The organism is Phocaeicola faecium (genome assembly GCF_014837055.1).
In the GTDB taxonomy this organism is placed as follows: domain Bacteria; phylum Bacteroidota; class Bacteroidia; order Bacteroidales; family Bacteroidaceae; genus Phocaeicola; species Phocaeicola gallinarum.
This window is the reverse complement of record NZ_JACSPQ010000001.1, coordinates 843,294-860,622: the sequence shown is the minus strand read 5'-3', so window position 1 is coordinate 860,622 and position 17,329 is coordinate 843,294. Positions and strand designations below refer to the sequence as shown.

14 protein-coding genes and 1 pseudogene are annotated in these 17,329 nt (G+C 52.4%); 11 read left to right on the top strand and 4 right to left on the bottom strand.

Going from position 1 to position 17,329, the window contains the following annotated elements:
- Positions 1-23 precede the first annotated feature (23 nt).
- On the top strand, positions 24-1,892 hold the full coding sequence (locus H9626_RS03775; protein WP_178256954.1) for an ABC-F family ATP-binding cassette domain-containing protein: 1,869 nt from the start codon (positions 24-26) through the stop codon (positions 1,890-1,892).
- A gap of 178 nt (positions 1,893-2,070) precedes the next feature.
- Here H9626_RS03775 and H9626_RS03770 read toward each other — a convergent pair.
- Positions 2,071-2,756, bottom strand: a pseudogene (locus tag H9626_RS03770) (MIP family channel protein).
- A 160-nt stretch (positions 2,757-2,916) separates the two neighbouring features.
- Here H9626_RS03770 and H9626_RS03765 point away from each other — a divergent pair.
- On the top strand, positions 2,917-3,144 hold the full coding sequence (locus H9626_RS03765) for a winged helix-turn-helix domain-containing protein (RefSeq protein ID WP_178256956.1): 228 nt from the start codon (positions 2,917-2,919) through the stop codon (positions 3,142-3,144).
- Positions 3,145-3,149: 5 nt separating this feature from the next.
- Positions 3,150-6,155, top strand: a complete 3,006-nt coding sequence (locus tag H9626_RS03760) for an AsmA family protein (protein WP_191709618.1) — start codon at positions 3,150-3,152, stop codon at positions 6,153-6,155.
- A 63-nt stretch (positions 6,156-6,218) separates the two neighbouring features.
- Here the strand turns inward: H9626_RS03760 and H9626_RS03755 are convergent, their stop codons facing one another.
- A complete protein-coding gene (locus H9626_RS03755; RefSeq protein WP_178256958.1) occupies positions 6,219-6,863 on the bottom strand; it encodes a hypothetical protein in 645 nt (214 codons plus the stop codon).
- Complete coding sequence (locus H9626_RS03750) at positions 6,844-7,656, bottom strand: metallophosphoesterase family protein (RefSeq protein ID WP_204499844.1); 813 nt, start codon at positions 7,654-7,656, stop codon at positions 6,844-6,846. The genes H9626_RS03755 and H9626_RS03750 overlap by 20 nt, the downstream gene beginning before the upstream one ends.
- 408 nt (positions 7,657-8,064) lie before the next feature.
- On the opposite strand from H9626_RS03750, the gene fldA reads away from it, so the two are divergent.
- The 6 genes from fldA (at position 8,065) to H9626_RS03720 (ending at position 12,711) form a co-directional block, all read left to right on the top strand.
- Complete coding sequence (gene fldA, locus H9626_RS03745; RefSeq protein WP_178256959.1) at positions 8,065-8,571, top strand: flavodoxin FldA; 507 nt, start codon at positions 8,065-8,067, stop codon at positions 8,569-8,571.
- Between the two features lie 59 nt (positions 8,572-8,630).
- Positions 8,631-9,002 carry a DUF2023 family protein gene (locus H9626_RS03740; RefSeq protein ID WP_178256960.1) on the top strand — a complete coding sequence of 124 codons (372 nt, stop codon included), beginning with the start codon at positions 8,631-8,633 and terminating at the stop codon, positions 9,000-9,002.
- A 256-nt stretch (positions 9,003-9,258) separates the two neighbouring features.
- Positions 9,259-10,689 (top strand): carbon starvation CstA family protein, encoded by a 1,431-nt coding sequence (locus H9626_RS03735; protein WP_191709617.1) that lies wholly within the window; start codon positions 9,259-9,261, stop codon positions 10,687-10,689.
- Positions 10,690-10,765: 76 nt separating this feature from the next.
- Positions 10,766-11,134, top strand: a complete 369-nt coding sequence (locus H9626_RS03730) for a YbaN family protein (RefSeq protein ID WP_178256962.1) — start codon at positions 10,766-10,768, stop codon at positions 11,132-11,134.
- Positions 11,127-12,122, top strand: coding sequence for an aminodeoxychorismate synthase component I (locus H9626_RS03725; RefSeq protein WP_191709616.1), 996 nt, complete (start codon positions 11,127-11,129; stop codon positions 12,120-12,122). Before H9626_RS03730 ends, H9626_RS03725 begins: the two co-directional genes overlap by 8 nt.
- Positions 12,106-12,711, top strand: a complete 606-nt coding sequence (locus H9626_RS03720; RefSeq protein WP_191709615.1) for an aminotransferase class IV family protein — start codon at positions 12,106-12,108, stop codon at positions 12,709-12,711. The genes H9626_RS03725 and H9626_RS03720 overlap by 17 nt, the downstream gene beginning before the upstream one ends.
- Here H9626_RS03720 and H9626_RS03715 read toward each other — a convergent pair.
- The gene (locus tag H9626_RS03715) at positions 12,693-13,688 is read right to left on the bottom strand and encodes a pyridoxamine kinase (protein WP_438616929.1); all 996 of its coding nucleotides are present in this window, start codon (positions 13,686-13,688) and stop codon (positions 12,693-12,695) included. The genes H9626_RS03720 and H9626_RS03715 overlap by 19 nt on opposite strands.
- A 179-nt stretch (positions 13,689-13,867) precedes the next feature.
- Here H9626_RS03715 and H9626_RS03710 point away from each other — a divergent pair, with 179 nt between their 5' ends.
- Together H9626_RS03710 and H9626_RS03705 are read left to right on the top strand one after the other, a co-directional pair.
- Entirely contained in the window at positions 13,868-15,382 is a 1,515-nt protein-coding gene (locus tag H9626_RS03710) for a peptide MFS transporter (protein WP_178256965.1), read from the top strand.
- Between the two features lie 264 nt (positions 15,383-15,646).
- Entirely contained in the window at positions 15,647-17,323 is a 1,677-nt protein-coding gene (locus H9626_RS03705; protein ID WP_178256966.1) for a glycogen/starch synthase, read from the top strand.
- The last annotated feature ends 6 nt before the right edge of the window (positions 17,324-17,329 follow it).

Here is a 17,329-nt window from a genome sequence, read left to right as displayed (position 1 = left end):
CCATCCATAGAAATAAAACAATCATGGTTCCGTATTTACAAGTAGAAAACCTGACCAAATCGTTTGGCGACCTTGTGCTTTTCCAGAACATATCGTTCGGCATTGCCGAAGGACAGCGCATCGGGCTGATAGCCAAAAACGGGTCGGGGAAAACCACCCTGCTGAACATTCTGGCAGACAAGGAGGGGTATGATGAGGGCAAGATTACTTATCGGCGAGACCTGCGCGTGGGTTATCTGGAGCAGAGTCCGCACTATCCCGGCGAGCTGACCGTGCTCGAAGCCTGCTTTTATCACGGCACGCCTGTGGTGGAGCTGATAAAAGAGTATGAGCGGTGCATGGAAACGCCGGGCAATCCGGGGATGGACGACCTGCTGGCGCGCATGGAGCATGAAAAGGCGTGGGATTACGAGCGGCGGGCGAAACAGATTCTGTCGCAACTGAAGATTCGCGATTTCAACCAGCCGATAAAGAACCTCTCCGGCGGACAACTGAAGCGGGTGGCACTTGCCAACGTGCTGATTACCGAACCCGACTTGCTGATAATGGACGAGCCGACCAACCACTTGGACCTCGACATGACCGAGTGGCTCGAAGAGTATCTCAACCGTGGGAAACTCAGCCTGCTCATGGTGACGCACGACCGTTACTTTCTTGACCGCGTGTGTTCGGAAATCATCGAGATAGATAACCGCCGCATTTATTCGTATAAAGGAAATTACAGCTATTATTTAGAGAAACGGCAAGAGCGCATCGATGCGGCAAATGCCGAGACCGCCCGTGCCAATAACCTGTATCGTACCGAGCTGGAGTGGATGCGCCGGATGCCGCAGGCGCGCGGACACAAGGCACGCTACCGCGAGGAGGCGTTCTACGAGCTGGAGAAAGTGGCGAAACGCCGCACGTACGACGCGCAGGTGAAGCTCGACGTGAAGGCTGCCTACATCGGGTCGAAGATATTCGAGGCAGACCATCTGTGTAAGAGCTTCGGCGACCTGAAGATACTCGACGACTTTTCGTACATCTTTTCCCGCTACGAAAAGATGGGCATCGTGGGCAATAACGGTACGGGGAAATCTACCTTCATCAAGATTCTGATGGGGCTGGAGAAGCCCGACAGCGGACGGCTCGACATCGGCGAAACGGTACGCTTCGGCTACTACTCGCAAGAGGGATTGCAGTTCGATGAACAGATGAAGGTAATCGACGTGATAACCGACATCGCCGAGGTAATCGAGCTGGGCAACGGCAAGCGGCTCACGGCATCGCAGTTCCTGCAACATTTTCTTTTCACGCCCGAAACCCAACACAGCTACGTGTATAAGTTGAGCGGCGGAGAGCGCAGGCGGCTGTACCTGTGTACGGTACTGATGCGTAACCCCAACTTCCTCGTGCTCGACGAGCCTACGAACGACCTCGACATCGTGACCCTCCAAGTGCTTGAAGAATACTTGCAGAGCTTCAAGGGGTGCGTCATCGTGGTGAGCCACGACCGTTACTTTATGGACAAGGTGGTAGACCATCTGTTGGTGTTCAAAGGGCAGGGAGACATCCGCGACTTCCCCGGCAACTATACCGACTACCGCGAGTGGAAGCTCGCCAAAGAAGAACATGAGCGGAAAGCAGCGGCAAAGCCGAAGGAGGAAAAAACCAAGCGCGTCCGCACCAACGAACGCCGCCGCATGACCTTCAAGGAGCGTAAGGAATTTGAACAGTTAGAGGTGGAAATCGCCGGACTTGAAAGTGAAAAGAAAGCCATCGAAGAAGCCCTGTGCAGCGGTACGCTGAGCGTAGACGAGCTGACGGAGAAATCGAAACGCCTGCCCGTGCTCAACGATGAGCTGGACGAAAAGACCATGCGCTGGCTCGAACTGAGTGAAATCGAAGGATAATCCTTTGTTCGTATGTATAAAAAATCACTCCCCGGACGCTTCTGGGGAGTGATTTTTTTCTTTTATTAGCAGAGCTTCCGCTCTATGAAATTTTTCCGTCAGAACGCTACCGTTAGCCTCCTTTCTTTCAAGCCGTAGGGTTCATGGTTTCTATTCGTAAGGCTTGCCGGTGCTGCGGTTAGCGTTTTCTGCCGCCTCCGATGGTCTTCCATACCATCGAACTGAATGCCGCCCCCACAAAAGGAGCCACGATGAAAAGCCAGAGTTGAGACAGTGCCTGTCCGCCTTCCATCAGCGCCGGACCGATGCTGCGTGCCGGATTGACCGATGTCCCCGTGATAGGGATACACACGATGTGAATCAGTACCAGCGACAAACCGATGGCAAGTCCCGCCAAGTTTCCGGCCCTTTCTTCTCATCGGTCGTACCCAGCACCACCAGCACGAAGATGAACGTAAACACCGCCTCGGCAACAAACGCCTGAGCCGTCTCGCCGGGGTCGAACGTGTTCGAGCCGCTCAGGGTAGGACCTCCATGCCCGCCCGTAGAAACCAGCAGCGTAAGAATCAGCGAACCGATGATGGCTCCGATGATCTGGAATATCATATACATGATGGCATCTTTATTCGTCATCCTGCCCGATAGCCATACGCCCAGCGTAATGGCAGGGTTGATGTGGCAGCCCGACACTCCGCCGATGGTATATGCCATTGCTACTACCGCAAGCCCGAATGCCAGAGCAACACCCAGCGTACCTACGCCGGCTCCCACTTCAGCGGCAGCGTTTCCAGCAAAAACCGCGCTTCCGCATCCCATAAGAACGAGTACCATCGTTCCTATCATTTCTGCTAAATACTTTCTCATACGCTAATAATTTAAAGATTAAACAATCGAAATAAAATCTTAAAAACGACGTATAAATATAGGAAGAAACTTTGAAGCAGCATAATAAAAAAGTATGAAAATTTGGATGATTCGACAAAAATTATGATATTTGGGAGGCAAATCTAAAAAACTTACAACTATGAATGTACAAACGATTGGTGAATGCGCCGGTATCGTCTGGCGCATATTGCATGGCGATAATCGCCGATGGGAGTATAAAGAGTTAAAAGAGGCTTCAGGGCTTAGAGACAGGGAATTAAACGCAGCCATCGGGTGGCTGGCACGCGAAGGAAAAATTCAATTCAGCGAAAATGAAGAGAACCATAAAGGGTGTTTGTATCTTGAATTGAGTTACTATATCGGATAGAGAAAATGAAAGTGCGTAAAGTAATCAAGGCGACCTCAATAACGCTTGTCTCGCTCATTGTTGTGATACTGGCTGTTATTGCGGTCGCCATCAATTTTGTATTTACTTCCGAAAAACTTACGCCCGTGGTGTTGCAGGTGGCGAACCGTTCGCTGAACGCAAAATTAGACATGCGGAGCGTGGAGCTGACTTTCTTTTCTTCGTTTCCGCGCTTCGGGCTGAAGCTCACGGACGGGTCGCTGGTTTCGAAGGCCGTGCGCGACACGCTGTGGCAGAAAACCGATTCGCTCGTCTCGTTTAAGAAATGTGTGGTGGTGATCAACCCCATCGATTATCTGAAAGAGAAAAAGATAAACTTATATTATGTAGGACTGGAAGATGCCTCTGTATATGCGTATAAGGGGAAAGACGGGGTGGCTAACTGGGACATCGCGCTGACCGACACCACTGCCGCGGCGGTGGAGGACACCGTGAAGCAGGACACGGCGATGATGATAAGCGAAATCAACATCAACCGTGTAAGGCTGAAGCGGGCGAACGTTACGTTCGACGACCGTGAGACGCGCGTATATGCCGACCTGAAGAATGCGAATCTGAACCTGAGAGCGTCGCTGAAAAAAGGGCACTCGATGATGAACCTGAAATTCGACAACGAAAATATTCTCTTCTGGCAAGACGGGCAGTTGCTGGCTAACAAGATTGCCACGGAGGTGGAAACCGATGTCGACCTGAACCGCGCCACACGGACGCTTACGCTGCGGAATGCACGGCTGGCGGTAAACGGTGTCGAACTCGACGTGAAGGGGACGCTACGCCGCGATACGTTGCGCCGTGTCCTCGAAACCGACCTCACATACGGGCTACATGCACCCTCGCTCGAAACGGTGCTTCATATAATTCCTGAAAGCGTGCTGAAGAAAGAAAAAGTGAAGGCGCAGGGAAACGTAACGGTGGAGGGAACGCTGAAGGGGTTATACGGTAAAAATCAAATGCCCGTGTCTACGCTCAAGGTAACGATAAAGGATGCGTCGGCGAAATACGACCGGATGCCTTACGGGATTGACAATTTCGAGGCTGACTTTTATGCCTACGTCGACCTGATGCGGCACACTCCTTCGTATGCCGATTTGAAGATTTTCCGTTTCCGGGGTGCGCATACCGAAATCTTGGCTGATGCGAAGATTCAAGATTTGCTGGGCGACCCGGACATTACTTTCAATACCCAGTCGAAGGTTGACCTTACGGCGCTTGCCCAGACCTTCCCGCTCCAGAAGGGGGTCTCCATCGAAGGTAAGCTGGATGCCGACCTGCGGCTGCACTGCCGGCTGTCGTCGCTCAAGAAACAAGACTTGGGGCGTATCCGTGCGGGCGGCAAACTGAACATGCAGGGGCTTGCGCTGCGCGACTCCACGAAGCATTTCGAGTTTCTGGGGGATGCTTCGCTGGCGTTTGTCGGAAACGATTTCTTGGCGGCAAAACTGGACGTCAGCACCATCAAGGTACGTGCGCCCCGCTTGTCGTCGGACGTGGCTCATCTGAAAGCCACCGTCAAGTCTACCAACCCGCAAGACACCACGCGGATTGTGAGCGTAGAATGTAAATTGGAGGTCAACCGGCTGAAGGGGGCGCTGGGCGATTCGTTAGGCGTGTATTGCCAGAAGGCAAACGCTACCGTGCGCTTGCAGCCTCAGCGGAAGAATCCCGAAAAGCCTCAGGTCGACTTGTCGCTGAAAACCGATACGTTGTTCTGCCGATTGGGCGACATGAAGATGGGAATGGACGAAGGAGGCTTTGCCGTGACAGCCGACAAGGTGCGCGATTCGCTGTGGATTCCGAAAGGCATCATCGGCTTCAACCGCCTTACCGTTCGTACGCCGCAGTTCGCCTTGCCCATACGGATGCGGAAAACTTCGGTCACGGTGGGCAACCGGGCGATTACGCTGCGGAATGCAAGTATGCGCATCGGGCGTTCGAACCTGACGGCGTCAGGAGCGGTACATGATTTGTACGGAGCCATGAAACACCATCGGATGTTGCGTGCCAATCTTGAAATCTCATCGCGCAACTTAGACTGTAACCAGCTTATCAATTCGCTGAATTTCCCGCAGGATACCTTGCAGGCAGAAGTGGATACGGCGAGCAGCGATGCCCCGATGGAACTGTTTGTCATCCCCAAGAACATCGACTTTGAGTTGCAGACCAACCTGAAGCGGGTTACTTACGGAAAGATGGTGTTCGAGAACGTAAACGGGGCGGTAGACGTGCGTAATCAGGCGGTTCACCTGAAAAACCTCAGTATGCGCGGACTGGATGCCGACATGCGTGCCACGTTAGTGTATCGCGCCAAACGCAAGGCGAGGGGATATGCCGGCTTCGATTTCCGCCTGAAGCGCATCAACATCGGCAGGCTGGTAGAGTTTGCCCCGTCGCTCGACACCATCGTCCCGATGCTTCGTTCGTTTAAAGGAACGGTCGACTTTGAGGCGGCTGCCGAAACGGTACTCGACTCGGCACTCAACATCAAGATACCTTCGCTGCGCGCGGCGGTTCACATCAAAGGAGACAGTCTGGTGCTGATGGACGGAGAGACCTTTGCCGAAATATCCAAGAAACTCCTGTTTAAGAACAAAGAGCGGAACGTGTTCGACAGTATTTCGGTCAACCTTACCGTAGACGACGGCGACGTTACCATCTACCCGTTCGTGGTTCAGATAGACCGCTACAAAGCTGCCGTGGGAGGAACGCAGGGGCTGGATATGAATTTCGATTATCACATCTCCATCCTCAAGTCGCCCGTGCCGTTCAAGTTGGGGCTGAACATTTCCGGTAATCTGGACGACATGAAGTTCCGACTCGGCAAGGCAAAATATAAAGACGCTGTAACGCCTGTTGCCATCCGAAAGGTAGACAGTACGCGCGTGAACATGGGTAGGAATATCGTCCGCGATTTTGAGCAGGTGATGAACCGGAGCGGCGGACGTATGTCTGCTAAGGCGAGGGAAGCGGAATAACTACGAAACACGAAAGGATGCACCACACATACATACCGTGGGCATCCTTTTGTGTTTTTTGTTTCAGTCTCTGAACAAATACACCTTCGCCCCGAACGAGATGCGGAGGATGTCTTTCATGCTCAGGCTCTTGTTTGTAGCTTTGCTGACGAGGTAAAGCTCGCAGGTACTTATTTCGTAATAAAACGATACGTTGCGCAGCAGCGAGTGGGGAACATCTACCCCGAAGCGCTGTCCCACGAAGATATACGGGCGAATCTTCGTACTGAAGTTGTAATACGAGTTAGGGTATCGTCCCGGCTCTTTCTCCCAAAACTCCTCTCCCGCGATGGTGGTTATGTAAAGCCCGCAGTAGAAAGGCTCCGCCACCCAGCGGTCGGCAAACGTGATGCTCCACGGGATGTAATTCTGCTTCACCGTAAACGTCAGCCGGAACTTGCTGGCATATTTCTTGGGCAGGTAGCCGATGAGGAAGTCTGTTTCCCACTGGCGGCGTTTCCCGTAGTCCCATCCCACTCCTACGCTCGATACGCCCATGCCTCCGGCGTACTGCCATTTGGCGTGAGTAGGCTTCAGCCGTTCCCAGCCTTTATATTTCAGGTGTACGCGCTTGTCCCATTTCCGTGGGGCGGCAAGCGAGTCGGACGAAGCTGCCCGGGCAGACACCAAGACGACGCATAACAACAAGTTAGTAATAAACCACTTCATAGGTATAATCGTTTTCGTTGATGGTAAAATAAAGATACGCCCGCTTTTTTGCACACGGACACTGGTAATACAGCGTACCGTCGTCGAAAAAATCGTTCACCGTAATGTTATGCCCGTGTCCGTGGATACAGAATTGCAGTTTCGGGAATTGGTCGATGATATAGTGGAAAATGGGAGCCACGTTGTTGTTAAACTGCTCCGAGTAAGGAGCGGCGTGCATCGCCACCACTGTCTTCTCCACCTCCGGCGTGAGCGATGCAAGCTCGTTTGACAGGAAAGTGAAGTCGGGGACGGCATCGGTGTAGTCAAACTCCAGTGCATTGGTGTTCAGGCAGATGAAGCGCGTATTGCCATACGTAAACGCAAAATCCTCTTCCCCGAAAATGATGTTGAACACCTCTTTCCCCGTGGCAAGGCAGTCGTGATTCCCCAGCAAACACACGTAAGGCACGTTCAGGCGGTTCAGTATGTCGCGTTGTTTCTCAAATTCCAGCTTCGCTCCGAAGTCCGACAGGTCTCCCGTATGCACCACAAAGTCCACGTCCGTGCGCCGGTTGATAGCCTCCACCGCATCCTCCGTTTCATCGTACCACCGTTGCGTATCGCTGATAACGGCAAAGGCAAATTCCTTTCTTCCTTTACCCGTTTCCTCGATAATCGCGATGTTCTTCTCGTTGATACCCGTCTCCCCGTCGATGTCCAAGTCATACGGATGATACTCTATCATGTCACACCCCGCCAACAGCAGGCACACCGTGAGCAAAAAAGTTGAAATTTGGTTTTTCTGTGTCATGGCTGTTACATTTCTGTTGCAAAGAACGGAAGAAAAAACCAATCTTCCGTTTTCAGATATTCGGGAAAAATGTTCGATTTGAAAGAAGATGAATGAAAACGGTGGTTTTTTGAACACCGCATGTCCCGTAGGTTAGATAAAATGAACATCTTCCATTAGTCCGTGTAGGGGCGTATCGCATACGCCCTGAATACGCAGATTATCCATGTGGATGCTTTCGGGCGTATGCGATACGCCTCTACAATTAAAAAAATCAGGCAGGCTTTGAGACAATGGAAACTAAAATATTGTATATTAGCGCATGTAATCCCAAAAAGTAATACGAACTGAAAAATCCCAATTTTTAGGTATTTCATAACTGCCTGCGATGCTGTTACTTTGCGGTATCGAATTTTAATAATGAAGACAATGAAAAAAATTGGTATTTTTTATGGTTCTACAACAGGCACTACCGAGTCTGTTGCACGCATGATTGCTGAAAAATTAGGTGTGGCTGCTGCCGATGTGCACGATGTGAGCAAGATGACTGCCGAGCTTGCCGGGAGTTACGAAGCATTGGTGCTGGGTACTTCGACATGGGGCGACGGCGAACTGCAAGACGACTGGTACGACGGTGTTAAGGTGTTGAAAGGGATGAACCTCTCCGATAAAGTGATTGCCCTGTTCGGCTGCGGCGACTCGGAATCTTACTCCGATACTTTCTGCGACGGCATGGGGGTTATCTACGAAGACCTGAAAGACAGCGGATGTCGTTTCGTGGGGGCTGTGCCCGACACCGGATATACGTACAGCTCGTCTATCGCCGTGACAGACGGAAAGTTTGTAGGGCTGGCTATCGACGAAATGAACGAAAGCGACAAAACCGAGGCGCGCGTATCGGCATGGACCGACCTGCTGAAAGCTGACTTGGCATAACCCTTTTCTCTCTGTTTCTAACGAAGTTTCACTGACACATATATAAATCGAAAAAGCCTATGATAACCCCCGATATTCATCCTTCCGAACTGAAAGTGTTCCTCAACCACGTTTACGAGTTTAAGAAAGGCGTGCGCCAGATGGTGCTTTACACCACCAACAAGAAGTACGAAGACTTTGCCGTAAACCGCCTGAAAAGCCAGCATATCCGTTTCGTTATCCAGCCCGTGGACGGCGAGCGCATCAACTTGTTTTTCGGCAAGGCGGAGTGCATCGAAGCCATCCGTCTGATGGTGACCCGCCCGCTGAACATGCTCACGCCCGAAGAAGATTTCATACTGGGGGCGATGTTAGGCTACGATATATGTGCGCAGTGCAAGCGTTACTGCGACCGCAAGACGCGCAAACGCTGCACGATGAAAAAACAGTAACTGAAGGGTGAATAATGAATGGCAGACAGGGCATCGCCGTCATTCATTATTCACTCTTCCGCTTTTCTTTATATATTCCTTTTCCATTCAGCCACCGTGACCGTTCGCTTCTGCTCGCAGGAAAAGCACGAAAATACACACACGCCAATACACCGGAGGAAACTTTTTTGTAGAAACACAAGCCGGTTTATAGAGATTATTCATAATTTTGCATCCGTTTGTTACAGACTGAAACAATTTAACAACAGATAAAACTATGATAACATTTGTATTGAGCCTTGTGGCCCTTGTGGTGGGCTACCTTGTTTACGGGCGCATTGTAGAGCGGGTGTTTGCTCCCGACGACCGTCCCACCCCGGCGGTAAGCATGGCAGACGGGGTAGATTACGTGGTGCTTCCCGGATGGAAAATTTTCATGATTCAGTTTCTGAACATTGCAGGCACAGGCCCTATCTTCGGGGCGATTATGGGTGCCAAGTTCGGTCCTTCTGCCTACCTGTGGATTGTTTTCGGGTGTATCTTTGCCGGAGCCGTCCACGATTACCTGAGCGGTATGCTTTCCATGCGCCACGGCGGGGCAGGGTTGCCCGAACTGGTGGGCGCTTACTTGGGCGGACGCACCAAGAAAGTGATGCTGGTATTCTCCGTCTTCCTGCTGCTGATGGTAGGTGCCGTGTTCGTGTATAGCCCGGCAATCATTCTCGGCAAGCTGTGCAGCGATTCGCTCACGTGGGTCTACATCTGGTGCCTCATCATTTTTGTTTACTATTTCCTTGCCACCATGTTGCCTATCGACAAAATCATCGGCCGCATCTATCCGCTTTTCGCCATAGCCATGCTGTTTATGGCAGTGGCATTGATGGTCGTGCTTTTCGTCAGATGGCCCTCCCTGCCCGAACTGATCGACGGGCTTGCCAACATGAATCCGTCTTTGGGTACGATATTCCCCTGCCTGTTCATCACCATCGCCTGCGGAGCCATCAGCGGTTTCCATGCCACCCAGAGTCCGCTTATGGCACGCTGTATCAAGAGCGAACGTCAAGGGCGGCCCTTGTTTTACGGTGCGATGATAACCGAAGGCGTGGTAGCATTGATATGGGCCACCGTGTCTATGTATTTCTTCTATGGAGGTGCCGCCGGCGAGCTGGGCGTACCTGCCACGCTCCAAGCCCCCGAAGTGGTTACCACCGTATCTCAAGGATGGTTGGGAGTATTCGGCGGAGCTTTGGCGATACTGGGCGTAGTGGCAGCCCCCATCACCAGCGGAGACACCGCCCTGCGCAGTGCCCGGCTCATCATAGCCGAGTTCCTGCATCTGGAGCAACACACCATCCGCAAGCGCATCTATATCTGCATCCCCGTATTCGGTGTCACGCTGGCACTCCTGTGGTATAACATTGCCGATGAAGACGGGTTCAACGTGATATGGAATTACTTCGGATGGGCAAACCAGACTTTGGCAGTATTCACGCTCTGGACGTTGACGGTTTATTTAGTGCGCAAGAAAAAGAATTACTGGATTACCCTCCTGCCGGCGATGTTTATGACAGCGGTCTGCATTTCTTTCCTGCTCATCTCCGACAACAGTTTCGGGTTGCCTCCCGTCGTGGGCTATGTATCGGCAGCCGTGGCATTCGTTTTGTCGGGCTTGCTTTTTGCCGTGTGGAAAACCCGGTGCGTGAAATGAAGTGTGTGTACCGGCGTAGAAAATAAAAAGCAATGAAATTTGAAAAATGTGGTGAGAACAGCCTATCTTTGCCGGCATGAAATACATTTATCTGTCAGTAGGCACACTCTCTTTAGCGCTGGGTGTGGCGGGCATCTTCTTGCCTGTCTTGCCCACCACGCCTTTTCTGCTCCTCACCGCCGCCCTTTACTTCCGCAGTTCGCCGAGGGCGTATGCGTGGCTGCTCCGTCATAAATACTTGGGTGAGTACATCCGCAGTTTCCGTGAAGACCGCGCCATCCCCCTGCGTGCCAAAATCGTGTCGCTCACGCTGCTCTGGCTCACCTCGCTCCACTGCATCCTGCTGCTGTTCCACCCGTGGTGGCTCAAGGCGCTGATGCTTGCCGTGGCTGCGGGCATTACCGTCTATATCACCTCGTTTAAAACCCGCCGCAGCCATGAGTAAGCTCGTGTTCCGTCCGCGCGCCGAGGCGATACGGCGCATGAACCGCTGGGGGAGCGAACGCCGCGAGTTCTTCTTCCTGATCGATTTCGATGAGGCGCACTGCTTGGTAGAACCGTTGGAAGAAATCCCCGCCGATGAGCTTCGGTATGTTTTCCCCGGTCGTTCGAATACCGATGAACCGCTCTTGCCGTTGCGTCACTCCGTCTTATGGGAAGCATTTCCGCAGCCGTTTGAAGCCTACCGTCGCTCGTTCGATGTGGTGAGACGGAACATCTACGCCGGCAACTCGTTCCTCACCAATCTTACCTGCGCCACACCCGTAACGACAAACCTTTCACTGCTCGACGTGTTCCGCCATACCCAAGCCCGCTACAAGCTCTGGCTGAAAGACCGCTTCACGGTGTTCTCGCCCGAAATCTTCGTGCGCATCGCCGACGGGTTCGTGTATTCACATCCCATGAAGGGAACCATCGATGCCTTGCTGCCCGATGCCGCCTCCCGCCTGCTGAACGATGAGAAAGAGTCTGCCGAACACGCCACGATAACCGACCTGATACGCAACGACCTGAGCCGGATAGCTACCGAAGTAACCGTAACCCGCTATCGCTACTTAGACCGCCTGCAGACCCACCGCGGCGCGTTGCTCCAGATGAGTTCGGAGATACGCGGACGCCTCCCCGACGATTACCGCGAGCGGCTGGGCGACCTCTTTTTCCGTCTCCTTCCTGCCGGCTCGATAACCGGTGCGCCGAAGCGGAAAACCGTGGAAATCATCCGCGAGGCAGAGACCTGCGAGCGTGGATTCTACACCGGCATCATGGGCTGGTTCGACGGGACGAACCTCGACAGCGCGGTGCTGATTCGCTTCCTCGAACAGCGTCCCGACGGGTCGATGGTGTTCAAGAGCGGCGGAGGCATCACCTTTATGAGCGATGCGCGCAGCGAGTACGAAGAAATGATACAAAAAGTTTATGTGCCGATTTATTGAAACGATACGGATAGAAGGGGGCAGGGCGTGGAACCTCGACCTGCATAACCGGCGGATGAACGCCACGCGCGCCGCCGTATGGGGTGGGGTAGAACCGCTCCGGCTGGAGGACGTGATTCACCCTGGAGGTTATGCCGGCCGGACGCGCTGCCGCGTGGTGTACGGGCGCGAGGTGGAGCAGGTGGAATATTTCCCCTACCGCATACGCCCCGTGAAGAGTCTGACGATGGTAGATTGCGATGAGGCGGACTATCGTTACAAGAGCGCCGACCGCTCGCTGCTCGACCGTCTGTTTGCCCTGCGCGGAGCGGCAGACGACGTGCTGATAGTGCGTCGCGGACTGATTACCGACACTTCGATAGCCAACGTCGCCCTGTGGGACGGAACGGGGTGGTACACTCCCTCACATCCCCTGCTCTGCGGCACCCGGCGCGCCTCGCTCTTGGCTCAGGGAGTGCTGGCAGAGCGCGACATCCCCGCCACCGAAGTGGGAAGGTATCAGAAGATGCGCCTTTTCAACGCCATGATTCCCTTCGGAGAGGTGGAACTGCCTTGCGCTGCCGTCTCATATCACTCCACCAACTCGTAACTGCTCACCTGAATGGGCATGTCCAAGTTATGAAGCACCTTTTCAAGCATGATGCCCTCCAAGTTGTTATACTCGTAGCCGAAAGTGGCGCGGATGCCTTGCAGGATGAACTGCGTGGCGCGGTCTAAGGCGATGGGCAGGCTGTCGCCCTGCATGAGCGACCCCGTAACCACGCTGGTAAACGTGTCGCCCGTGCCCGGATAATGAGCCGGCAGGTAAGGACACGTCACCTTCCAGTAACGGCGGGCGGTGCGGTTATAGGCATACACCGACGTCGTATGCAGATTGTCTGCCACCGGTACGCTCGTCACGATAACGATTTCCGGACCCTTTGCGGCAAGTTCGCGCAGGGCGGTCTTCAGCTCGTCGTCCGTCACCGTAGGCTGATACGGCTTGCCCCACAGCAGAAACATCTCCGTAAGGTTCGGCGTAATGATGTCGGCGTTCCATGCCAGCGTCTTCATCTCGGTCACCATCTCCTCCGAGATTCCCTTATACAGGCTCCCGTTGTCGCCTAATACCGGGTCTACCACCACCAAGTCGGTGGGCCGGCGGAACTTGCGGATAAAGTCTTTTACTATTTGAGCTTGGCGGGGCGAACCCAAATAACCCGTGTAAAACGTGTCGAACCGGATGTTCAGTTGCTCCCACTTCTCAATGATGCGGCTCATCTCGTCCGTCAGGTCGAGGAACGAATATACCGGATACTGCGTGTGGGTAGACAGCACGGCGGTAGGCAGCGGACACACCTGAAAGCCCATCGACGACAGGATGGGGATAACCGCCATGAGCGACACCCGTCCCACGCCCGAAAGGTCATGCACCGCCACAATCTTTTTTGTCTGATTCTGAAACAGCACGCTCGGTTTCCGTTGCGTCTCCGCCGCCTTCCGCCGTTTGGTTTTCTGCGCTTGTTCCCATGCCGCCTTGCGCGCCTGATACAGTTCGTACTGTTTTTCTATGTAATTATCTGCCATGACAATGTCGGTTTTAAAAGTAAGCTACGGCGCAAATGTACGAAAAATAATGTACCCCCGGCGCGCCTTGTCGGTCGAAAATACACTTTAAAAATAAGCCAAACCATTAGGATATTCGCGGATTTTGCCTATATTTGCCCCTAATTTACTATGTATTAATTTAAAATCTTCATTAACTTATGTTCAACAAACATCCAAAAGGACTGGTCGCAGCTTCATTGGCAAACTTGGGGGAACGTTTTGGGTTTTATACCATGATGGCGATTTTGGTGCTTTTCTTGCAGGCTAAATTCGCTTTGAGCCCGAAAGAAGCCGGTCTGATTTATTCTACATTTTATTTTTCTATTTACATCTTGGCATTGGTGGGAGGTGTGATAGCCGACAAAACTCGTAACTATAAAGGTACTATCCTGACGGGGATTGTGCTGATGGCGGTGGGATACGTTCTGCTTGCAATCCCTTCCGAGGCTACCGAGGCTAACAAAACGATGCTGCTCACGATGACTTGCGTGGCACTGTTTGTCATCGCTTTCGGAAACGGACTGTTCAAGGGAAACCTTCAGGCGCTGGTAGGACAGATGTACGACAATCCGAAGTACGCCAGTATGCGCGACTCCGGCTTCTCGCTCTTCTACATGTTTATCAACATCGGAGCCATCTTCGCTCCGCCTGCTGCCGTGGGCGTGCGTAACTGGTGGCTGATTCATAACGGCTTTGCCTATAATGCAGACCTGCCCGAACTGTGTCACGGACACTTGGCGGGAACGCTTCAGCCGCAGGCAGCCGAAAACTTCCGTGCGCTGGCTGCCGAAGTGAGCGGACAGGCGGTGACCGACCTCGATGCCTTCGCCCACGCTTACCTCAACGTGTTCTCTACGGGATTCCATTACGCTTTTGCAGTGGCTATCGCGGCTATGCTGCTCTCGCTGGCAATCTACGTGATAAACAAACGCCGCTTCCCCGACCCCGCATCGAAAGAAACCGCAGCAAAGGGTGGCGCGGCAGCGGTAGAAATGAGTCCGCAGGAAGTAAGACAACGCATCATGGCGCTGTTTGCCGTGTTTGGCGTGGTAATCTTCTTCTGGTTCTCGTTCCACCAAAACGGGTTGACCCTTACGCTCTTTGCTAAAGAATACACCGACCTGAACCTCTTCGGTATGCCTATCACCGCCGAGCTGTTCCAGTCGCTGAACCCCTTCTTCGTGGTGTTCCTCACCCCGCTGGTAATGGCAGTGTTCGCCCGTCAGCGCGCGCGTGGCAAAGAACCCTCTACGCCGAAGAAGATTGCCATCGGTATGGGTATCGCCGCTACCGGATTCGTCATCATGGCGTTAGGTTCATACTTTGCCAACCTTCCGCTTCATGCCGACATCATCGCTGCCGGAGTATCGCCCGTTAAAGTGACTCCGCTGCTGCTGATGGCTACTTACTTGGTGCTCACCATTGCCGAGCTGTACATCTCGCCGCTGGGCATCTCGTTCGTGTCGAAAGTTGCGCCTCCCAAGTATCAGGGCATCATGCAAGGCGGATGGTTAGGAGCTACCGCCGTGGGTAACCAGCTGCTGTTCATCGGCGCTGTGTTATACGAGTCTATCCCCATCTGGATGACGTGGACGGTATTCGTGGTGGCTTGCTGCATCTCGATGTTCACCATGCTCTTCATGCTGAAGTGGCTGGAGCGCGTAGCCAAATAATATTTTTCTTCATAACATTCCGCCTCCGGGCGAACATACAGAACCGCTGGGAAACCCTGCCGCTTGCGTAGGGGATTCTTAGCGGTTCGGTGCTTTATTCCATGCGGATGAGATCCGGCATAACTTGCTTTATCGGAAAATTAAAACAGGCTCTTATTTAGGCTGTGAAAAAATACGGAAATAAAAAACAACTATTTTCTTGTTTTGTTCGTTGTAATTCAATGTTTTTTCGTAACTTCGCGCCTGATTTAGAAAATATTAGTAATGATTAGTGATAAACTTTTAACTCCGGACTATATCTTCGAATCGAGTTGGGAAGTTTGTAATAAGGTTGGAGGTATCTATACCGTACTTTCTACACGGGCGAAGACATTGCAGGAAGCATTTCCGGACAGACTTTTTTTCATCGGACCAGACGTTTGGTCCGGCAAAGAGAACCCTTTGTTTACCGAAGACGATGAGTTGCTGAAAGCATGGAGAACAGAAGCGGAAACGAAGGATAATCTGAAAATCCGGGTAGGACGATGGAACATCCCCGGAAACCCGATAACAATATTGGTAGACTTTACTCCCTTTTATGCCGTAAAAAATGATATCTATACGCAGGCTTGGCTTGATTTTCAAGTAGATTCGCTTCATGCTTATGGCGATTACGACGAAGCCTCGATGTTCTCGTACGCGGCAGGAAAAGTGGTTGAAAGTTATTACCGCCATAACCTGACAGTTGCCGACAAGGTGATTTATCACGCCAACGAGTGGATGACCGGACTCGGTGCTTTATATATTCAGAAACACGTTCCTCAGATAGCGACTGTTTTTACTACCCACGCTACTTCTATCGGCAGGTCTATTGCCGGAAACAACAAACCCCTTTACGATTATTTATTTGCTTACAACGGCGACCAGATGGCACGCGAACTGAACATGGAATCGAAACATTCCATCGAAAAACAGACGGCGCACCATGTGGACTGCTTCACTACCGTGAGCGACATTACCGACAACGAGTGTAAGGAACTGTTGGAAAAACAGGCAGACGTGGTGCTGGTCAACGGCTTTGAAGACGACTTCGTTCCGAAAGGAAGAAGTTACAGCGCAAAACGCCAGAAAGCACGCAAGGCGCTGCTGAACGTGGCAAACAAGCTGCTGGGTACCCGGCTGGGAGACGACACCATGCTGGTGGGAACGAGCGGACGATACGAGTTCAAGAATAAAGGCATAAACGTGTACTTGGAGGCGCTGAACCGCTTGACGCGCGACAAGAACCTGAAACGGGATGTGCTGGCGTTTGTCAGTGTGCCGGGATGGGTGGGAGAACCGCGCAAAGACTTGGCTGAACGGCTGAAGAGCAAGGAAGACTTTGATACCCCCCTCGAATGTCCGTTTATCACCCACTGGCTGCATAACATGAGCCATGACCAAGTGCTCGATATGTTGAAATATTTGAACATGTCGAACGCTAAAGACATGCGCGTGAAAGTAATCTTCGTGCCCTGCTACCTCGACGGTAACGACGGCATCGTAAACTTGGCTTATTACGACCTGATGCCCGGATTCGACCTTACGGTATATCCCTCTTACTACGAGCCGTGGGGCTACACGCCGCTGGAAAGCATGGCGTTTAAAGTTCCTACCATTACGACAGACCTTGCCGGATTCGGACTTTGGGTCAACACCTTGAAAGGACACTACGCCACACTGCAAGACGGTGTAAAAGTAATTCACCGCACCGACTATAACTATTCGGAGGTGGCAGATGCCATACGCGACACGCTGACCGAATATTCGGCGCTCTCGCCCAAAGAAATCGACAAGGTGCGGAAAAACGCAGCCGCCGTTGCTGAACAGGCTCTGTGGAAATATTTTATCAAAAACTATTACGTGGCTTACGACGTGGCGTTGCGTAACGCAGCCAAACGTCTTGAGGAAAACAAATTTTGAAACCAA